This window comes from Chryseobacterium sp. (assembly GCF_041914225.1).
Classification (GTDB): Bacteria; Bacteroidota; Bacteroidia; order Flavobacteriales; family Weeksellaceae; genus Chryseobacterium.
Map to the genome: position 1 here is coordinate 1 of NZ_JAYSDT010000088.1, position 7,089 is coordinate 7,089.

General features: G+C 36.1%; 4 protein-coding genes. 2 read left to right on the forward strand and 2 right to left on the reverse strand.

Annotated elements, in window-relative coordinates:
* Window positions 1–269: 269 nt before the first annotated feature.
* On the forward strand, window positions 270–1,247 hold the full coding sequence (locus ACE3RB_RS19495) for a hypothetical protein (RefSeq protein WP_374465734.1): 978 nt from the start codon (window positions 270–272) through the stop codon (window positions 1,245–1,247).
* 15 nt (window positions 1,248–1,262) lie between these two features.
* Complete coding sequence (locus tag ACE3RB_RS19500) at window positions 1,263–3,971, forward strand: hypothetical protein (RefSeq protein ID WP_374465735.1); 2,709 nt, start codon at window positions 1,263–1,265, stop codon at window positions 3,969–3,971.
* An 18-nt stretch (window positions 3,972–3,989) separates the two neighbouring features.
* Here ACE3RB_RS19500 and ACE3RB_RS19505 read toward each other — a convergent pair whose 3' ends face one another.
* Together ACE3RB_RS19505 and ACE3RB_RS19510 are read right to left on the reverse strand one after the other, a co-directional pair.
* Window positions 3,990–4,481 carry a low affinity iron permease family protein gene (locus ACE3RB_RS19505; protein WP_374465736.1) on the reverse strand — a complete coding sequence of 164 codons (492 nt, stop codon included), beginning with the start codon at window positions 4,479–4,481 and terminating at the stop codon, window positions 3,990–3,992.
* Window positions 4,482–4,555: 74 nt separating this feature from the next.
* Window positions 4,556–6,808 carry a reprolysin-like metallopeptidase gene (locus tag ACE3RB_RS19510; RefSeq protein WP_374465737.1) on the reverse strand — a complete coding sequence of 751 codons (2,253 nt, stop codon included), beginning with the start codon at window positions 6,806–6,808 and terminating at the stop codon, window positions 4,556–4,558.
* Between the last annotated feature and the right edge of the window lie 281 nt (window positions 6,809–7,089).

Here is a 7,089-nt window from a genome sequence, read left to right on the forward strand (position 1 = left end):
TCGTTAAACAAAGATGTCATACCGATTTTTTTACCAATAATACCTGACATTATTTATATATATCTATTATATTTTAGTTCAGCATTTTAGCGGTTTTCGTCATATTCTATGTCTGAAATAGGCATACTCCTTCCCTAAAATGAGTGTGCAAATTTATGGATAATTTTCAAACTGACAAATATTTACAATAAAATATTTTGATTTTTAATGATTTAGCCCGGATCTGGAAAATTTCACAAGTTTTACACGTTGAATTTTTAAATTTGATTATGAAAAAAATATTTCCAGTTTTAATTCTCGTGTTATTCTTCGGTTGCAGTAAAGAAAAAAATCACACCTATGGTTTTTATTACTGGAAAACAAGATTATCCTTAAAAGAATCGGAAAGGGCTGTACTGGAACAATCACCACTGGTCAATTTATACGTCAGATTTTTTGATGTTGATAAAGTGGATGGTAAGTTTCAGCCGGTCAGCGTTATCTCGAAATCAGAAAATTTTCGTAGCTCAAAACATATTGTTCCGGTAATTTTTATCACGAACAGGACATTTCTTTACATCAAAGATTCTGAAATTGATTTTCTTGTCAAAAGCATTCATCAACTTATCGAAAAGAAAACAAAAGAACTAAGTTTCAAAGACGCTTCGGAAATCCAAATCGACTGTGATTGGACAGCCGGAACAAAAAATGATTATTTTAATTTTTTAAAAAAACTTAAAGCGCTTTCCCATACAGAAATCACTTCCACATTGCGGCTCCATCAGGTAAAAGATAAAATTACAATGGGAATTCCGCCTGTGAGCAAAGTTTACCTGATGTGTTATTCTACTTCCTCTCCTTTGGAAAACTCGGATAAAAATTCAATACTTGATATTCAGATCCTGAAAAATTATCTTTCTGATGTTCAAAATTATCCTATAAAAAAGATAGACGTTGCGTTGCCCATCTATTCCTGGGGAATCATCACCAACCATTTCGGAAAACATAAACTGATTAATGCCCTGTCGGAAAAAGATCTTAATCATAAGAATTTAGAAAAAATTTCGGAAAACGAAGCCGTTGTAAAGAAAGATGGTTTCTTTTTTGGTTATTATCTCAATAGAGGTTTCAGGGTGAAAGTGGAACAGATCCCGGAACAAACCTTAAATGAAGCCGTGAATTTTCTCGGCCGGAAAATTCCTAAATTTAACATCATATATTATCAATTGGACGAAAGGTTTATCAGAAACAGAAATTTCAACCGTTAATAAAAAACTTAAACTATGAAAAAATTCCTTTTAAGCTTTGTTCTTGCTTCTGCATTTTTCAATCAGTCTAAAGCTTGTGCGTGGTACGATCCGGATTATGATTATTTCAATCTTTTTACACAAAATATTATCCGTGATAAATCTTTCACACCATTTTTGCTGTCATATTCTTCAAGATTCTACGAAGATGAAAAAGCTGTAATTCCTAATGAAAATATAGAAAACTGGCAAAAATATTTCGGGAATCAGTTGAATTACCGTGAAACGGAATATTTGGTAAATCATATTGCTTTACAGGCACTAAACGCAATCAAGGCCGGGAAAACTGCATCCGAACCAATATTAGCAAAGCTTGGAAATTCCTTTTACGTCAAATACAAGGAAGGCATTGATTACCTGATTGAGGCCAAATATCTGGAGCCGTATATGCGAATCAGTTATGTGGAAAGCCCGGATTCTTTCTACTACCGCTCCGAAACGGATAATAAAAACGCTACTGACCTTGATTACAATAAAACAATTGCCGCTCTCAACTCGCTTTATAATTCGGCCAGAAATCCTGAAATCAAATTGCGTTACGGATATCAGCTGGTGCGATTTAATCATTACACCAGGCATTTTGAGGAATCTGCTAATGCTTTTAGAAAATATGTTGAACCACTAAAAATTAAATCCGCACCATATTATCTTGCCTTGGATCAGTTTGCCGGTGCCGAACGCGGACTTGGCAAAAACGAGGAAGCCAATTGGCATTTTTTCCAGGTTTTTATGAATTCGAAATCTCTGAAAAGAGATGCTTTTGTATCCATGAAACTTTCTGACAGCGCTTCTTTCAATAATATTCTGAAACGCGCCGGAAATGATCGGGAAAAAACGATGGCCTATTTTCTTTTGGGCTACCAGGATTTTAATGATCCGCTCCCAATGATGAAAAAGATCTATGACATAGATCCGGAATCTGAAATGCTGAAAGTTCTGGGCGCAAGAGCCATTAATGAGCTGGAAAGAAATTATCTTCCGATCTATTATTATCAGAATCCTGATACACAAGACACAACTGATAAAACAATAGAGCAGCCAAAAGTTAATGATAAGGAAAATTCTGAAAAACACGAATTATCCCTTTGGCAAAGAATCGTGCGATGGTTCAAAAGTATTTTTAGTTCAAAATCTTCCGAAAAAACTGATCGCAGCAATGATCTTTCTGATAAGCAATATTTAGAAAATCCGGACAGAATCCCCTTTTTCAACAAACCGGAATATGGCTATTATTATAATGACAATGATAAACCTGTCAATTACATTTCCGACCTTGAGGAATTTACTGCCAAAATAAAAGACGAAAGCAAAGACGACTTCTGGAAAATTGCGGATGCCTACCTGAAATTTCTTCAAAAAGATTATGATGGCAGCTCAGAAGTTCTGAACAGCATCAACACCAATGACAAAGCTTATCAATCCCAGATCCAGAGAATGAAAATGCTGAATGATATCGTCTCACAGCCAAAAATCACATCGGATTTTGAGGAACATCTTTATAAAGATTACCGTGAGTTCTTTGAAGAAAAACCAAAGAAAATGGAAACCGACAGCACTGCAGAAAATTTCGGATATGAGGAATATACAGCGCCTTCGACACACGATTTCCTCAAAGATATTCTTGCCAACCGGTATTTTCTGCAAGGTGATGATGCGAAATCTTTCCTGATGAACAATCAATTGTCAGATCTTCGGTTCAATCCGAATCTGAACCTGGCCAAAAAACTCCAGGCATTCTTTAATAAAAAAGATAAATCTACTTTTGAAAGCCAGATCATTGCTAAAAACATTAACAATGTTGGCGATACCGAAGCATTCTTTAATATGATCTATGGCGATTTTGCGATGAGAAATGCCGACTTCGCCAATGCCAAAAAATATTATGAGAAAGCCGTTCATTTTTCAGGTATTCCTTTGCCCGAAGGTTATTATGATTATAATAGCGGAAATTATGTAAAATATCAAAACACTTCCGGTCTATATAATGGATTCAGTAATATTTCAGGATTAATTTTCGGACATAACGTGTGGGAAAGTTACCAAAGCCCTGACAATGTTAGTATGAAAGCCGAAGGTTTTGTAAATGATTTTCCATTCATCAAACAAAAGATGAATAAGCTGGAGCTTGCAGATGCTGTATTGAAACTTCAACAAACCGGTAAAAACAAAGGTGAGATATCTTCAAAAGCGAATCAGCTGATCGGGAATTTGCTTTATAACACTTCGGTTTTAGGTTATTACCGAGAAGTTTTTGTGATGGATATTGACAATTCCAATGGTGGAAAATATTATTTTGGAAATGATGAAAGTCCTTTCAGATATTACTATAAAAATTATGGTTCTAATGTTTTTATAAAACCGGACAACTTTGATCTGTCCATTCAATTTTATACTAAAGCTTTGCAAAATTCCGGAGACAAAGAGCAAAAGGCAAGAATACTTTTCCAGATGGCCAGCGCTGAGCAAGGTAAATATTATCAGTGGGAAGCCCGACAGCCAAGTGTGTCTTATGATGACAAAAACTGGGAACAAAAATCCAAACAACGAGAGATTGATTTTGCTAATATGAAAAATGAGAAGTTCAGGACTTATTTCACACAGCTGAAACAAAACTTCAGCGATACAGAAGCTGTAAAAAGTCTAAGCGAAAGCTGTTCTTATTTTGACTATTTTATGAAGAAATAAAATAAGAAAAAGGAATCACTAAGATTCCTTTTTTTGATTTTGTCTGGAAAGCCACTCTTCGTGGCGCTTCTGAAAAGCTTCGTATTTATGATCCTGATTCTTCTTCGCCGCATCAATAGAATGCGATTGATGGATATCTTCATCCTTCTCAGCATAGTCAGACAGCATTTCGTAGTAGCAATGCAACTGATCCAGTTCTTTTTCGGTGAGATCTTCGATATCTACGATTCTATTACTTGCTTTTTCATTAGAAGCTATAAGCTCGTTCAATTTAATCTGGATAGCTTTCGAATCTTTATTCTGAGCTTTCTGAATCAGGAAGACCATCAGAAAGGTAATAATGGTTGTTCCGGTATTGATCACCAATTGCCAGGTTTCCGAATAATTAAAAACAGGACCTGTGACCGCCCAGATGATTACAATCAATGTGGCCGATATAAATGCCGCTGAACTACCGGTAAATTTGGTGGCCCAGTTTGCGAATCTTTCGAAAAAATTTTTGCTTTTCATATGTTCTGAATCAAATATTGATAAAAAATAAGACCTCCAAAAATAGAGGTCTTAAAGTTATTAAAATTCAGCTACTAATCTTTTACAAACTTAGTTTTGATTGTTGTGCCTGCATTTTCTATATTGATAAAGTAAACACCTTTTACCAATCTGTTCACAGTTGCTCTGCCGCTATCCAAAGTTCCTCTGGAAACAATCTGTCCTGCTGAGTTGAAGATTTCGTATGAAGCATTAGCTGCAACATTGGAAACGTTCAGAACATCTTTTACCGGATTTGGATATACCTGTACAGATTTTGTGTTATTAACATCAGACACTGCTAAAGTTGCACTTACCGTTGCTGGTTTTACCGCATAGAAAACATTTCCTATCGCAGAAACCCTTATGTGACCTGTTTTACCAACTAAAGAAGCCGGAACAAAAACAGTAGCAGAACCGCTATTTGGAACAGAAGCTGCCAGAGTTGTCCAGTTTGCGCCACTGTCTGAAGTAAAATCAATTTTTACATTAGCAACATTATATGGAGATGCTGTTGTACCAGAAACTACCCAAGTAATAGTAGAGTTCCCATTTGCAGTTAGTGTAGGTGGTGTATTAACAGTAAACGCTGCTGCAGAACCTACAACAATAACTTGAGTAGCATATGCAGTCTGAGCCTGCCCTCCTGCTTTATTATCTCTAACAGTTACACGGAAATTTGTAGTTCTTGCCACAGTTGAAGCTGCTTCAAAGTCTGATAAATTTTTTACAGCTCCGCCCAAAACAGTAGAAAGTTTAGGGAAATATCTTGTGGGATCGGATGTTGGTGCCCAAGATCTGAAACTTGCACCAGAAGTTGTATTACCTATTACAGAAGCAGTACCATATGCATTAGAAGTAGCAGCTTGCCCGATACCTCCTGCTAATTTACTTGCATCCATCTGCTCCCAACAATATGTCAAAGCATCGCCATCAGGGTCAGTTGCGTTTGCTGTCAGCACAAAAGCTGTAGATTTCGGAATAGTATATGTTGTTGACATTGATGCAACAACAGGAGGATTATTGCTGATATCTGTCTCAACATCTACTGTTTTTGAAGCCAGATTAGCCTGTACCTGATCAATACTTGCACTATGAAAATAAGGATCAGAATGTGGCTGAATGTCTGTATTAGTTCCTGTTATACCCGCATAACCCATTATTGTAGATCCAGATCCTGGTTCCATTTCCTTATTAAGATATTGCTCATAAAAACTATATGTATGAGAATCCCCTAGTTGATGTCCCATTTCGTGAGCAACATAGTCAATATCAAAATTATCTCCTTGCGGCGCTCCAGTTCCAGGAGAGGTGATTCCACTTCCTTTATAATTATCTGGTGAAATATAAGCATATCCACACCCCCCATTTGCTGCTGTATATGAAGTAGTAGTCACATCATTACTTCCGATACAGCCAATACAGCCTGCATTACCACCACCACCGGATCTTCCGAAAAGATGGCCTATGTCAAAATCTGCATCCGTAACACCATATGTTCCTCCGTGGAGCACATTCATTAGTTCATTATTCCATTTACACATGGATGATGCTGCACTATAGGGATCTGTTGATGCATTAGTAAAAATAAGATTTGGAGCGTTGATGACATTAAGGTGTAGGTTAAATTCCTGTTCAAAAACACCGTTTACTCTGGTCATTGTTGCATTGATCTGGGTGAGGGCTCCTGCTGCACTTCCATAATATGCGCCATATTCACCTGTTACGGACACAGCAAGTCTTAAAGTATGGTATTTTTTATTCCCTGATTTTTCTGCTAAGCCATTTTTTGCCAATTCATTCAGTTTCTGAATAGATTCCGGGCTTTCTTTGGTTCCACAAACAAAAGCACCTGTTTTACTTGTTTTTCCGTGAATGGAGTAATAAGCTTTATCAGCGGTAGCAGGTTCAATGAACTCATATTTACCATTGGTGATGATCATTGATTGGAAATCATTAGGTGCCACACTGAATCTCACATACTTTGTAGGATCATCAATTCCTACTCCTACGTAAGAACCTAACTGGTATTTATTTGCCAAAGCTTCATCCATCACAGGAAAGCTGCTGACAGCAAACCGCTCAAGCTTACCATCCAGTGTCGGCATAGTAATTGTAACTGCTCCTGCTTTATTATCAACTTTATCAGCCGCCAGTAACTGACCTCTAATAGTTTCAATATCTAGCTTGTAATAAGTATTATTATCACTTTTTCTTGTCACATCGCTATCAGGCACAGCTTTGCTCCATTGTCCATATGCCAACGGAATGCTACCTAGAAGCAGTAATGTAGTTAATTTTTTCTTCATATTTATCAAATTAAGGCGACAAATGTAATATTTTATTATGATATATCTAATGTTTTAAAAAAAATAATAAATATTTAACAATTAGATTTAATTTATCTATTTAAATAATGAGAATTGATAAATTTTCTATATGCTTTTTTAAGTTTTTTTTAAGGTTGATGCTTATTAACAAAAAAAGCCTTTCCCTAAATTGGAAAAGGCTTTTTTTATCATAGCAAAGTGGATATTATCACACTTTAATTTCTACGTCTACACCTGAAGGAAGTTCTAATTTCATTAGA